Source organism: Blautia caccae (genome assembly GCF_040095955.1).
Taxonomy (GTDB): Bacteria; Bacillota; Clostridia; order Lachnospirales; family Lachnospiraceae; genus Blautia; species Blautia celeris.
On the sequence record NZ_JBBMFP010000066.1, the window covers coordinates 1 to 1,591 of the forward strand.

Genomic DNA, 1,591 nt, shown 5'->3' on the forward strand with positions numbered 1-1,591 from the left:
CTTGGTCACCAAAGTAATAGGGGACATTCACATTACAGGAGGCCGTTAAGTTACCAATGGAGGCTGTGATAGTACAGCAACCAGATGCTATAGCTGTAACGACTCCATCATCCACGGTGGCTACAGATTCATCGGAAGAAACCCATGATAATGTATCTGTGGTATTATCTGGACCATAGGATGCAGTAAGCGTCTCTTGTTGCTCGACGTTGATAATAGCATATTCTTTGTCAATGGACAAAGATTCGGCAGGTATCCGTGGAATGGAAACATATATATTACACGTATTTGTTGAGCCATCGGTATTTGTCGCAGTAATAGTTGCTGTACCTTCTGAAACAGCAGTAACAAGTCCATTCTCGACAGTGGCAATGGATTCGTCACTAGAAGACCAGGTGACTTTTTTGTCTGCGGTTGTATAATCCGGAACAAAAATTGTATCTATTTGTTCCTTGTCACCTACGTTCATTTCTAATTCATTGGCACTTAAATACCAATGGTCTAATGATGCCGTAAAGTTAATTATGCAGGTAGTTACTTTATCACCCACTTTTGCGGTAATGGTTACTACTCCGGGTTTACGACCTGTTATCAAAGCAGTTTCCTTATATTGTCCAGATGTAGCAATATGGACAATATCTTCATCACTGGAAGACCAGGTGACTTTTTTATTTACGGTTGTATTAGCGGGAGCGTAATTAACAGTCAATTGTATGTCACCTTGACGGGTGATATCCCAATTCAGGTTTTCCTCTGAAAGAGAAATACTTTCCAAAGGAATAGGCTGATATACTTTAATATTACATGATGCCGAGAAATTTCCAACTGTGGCAGTAATAGTTGAAGTACCCTCTGAAACAGCAGTAACAAGTCCATTTTTGACAGTGGCAATGGATTCGTCACTGGAAGACCAGGTGACTTTTTTGTCTGCGGTTGTATTTGTCGGGTTATAGGATACTTTTAACTGGGAACTCTGGCCTTCAGCAAGTTCCAGATTGCTTTTGTCTAACTTAATAGCTTTTAGTGGAACTTCCTTTTTCTTTACAATCACTGTGCATTTTGCAGTTTTCCCGTTTATTTTTACTGTTACTGTAGCTGTTCCTGGTTTTTTTGCAATAAGGGTTATCCCTTTATTATTACCGGTTTTTTTACTGATAACAGATGAATTACTTATATTATATTCTGTATTTTTTTTCACCGTGGTATTTGTGGGATTATAGATAATATTTAAGCTATATGTTTCCCCTTCGGTAAGCGTTAATTTATCTTTGTTAAATTTAATGGATTTTAATGGGACTTCTTTTTTCTTTGATTTATCCCATTTACCATTTTGGTCTACCCATTTATTACCGACCCATTGGTTTGTTGCCATAGCACCACTGCCAGTCAAGTAATAATCACCAACCCATTGGTTTGTTGCCATAGATCCAGAACCTTCCAGGTAATACCATGTAGCCCCCAGTTTTAACCATCCGGTCTGCATCCAGCCGCTGCCGTCAAAATGATACCATTTTCCATTTATCTTTTCCCAGGCATTTCTTGTGTATCCGCCATCTGAATGCCGGTACCACCAGCGGGAACCAGATTGGAT

At 39.3% G+C, this 1,591-nt stretch carries 1 protein-coding gene; it reads right to left on the minus strand.

Going from position 1 to position 1,591, the window contains the following annotated elements:
- Window positions 1-1,591 (minus strand): Ig-like domain-containing protein (locus tag WMO65_RS26100; protein ID WP_349064853.1); only part of this gene is annotated, 1,591 nt, incomplete at both ends.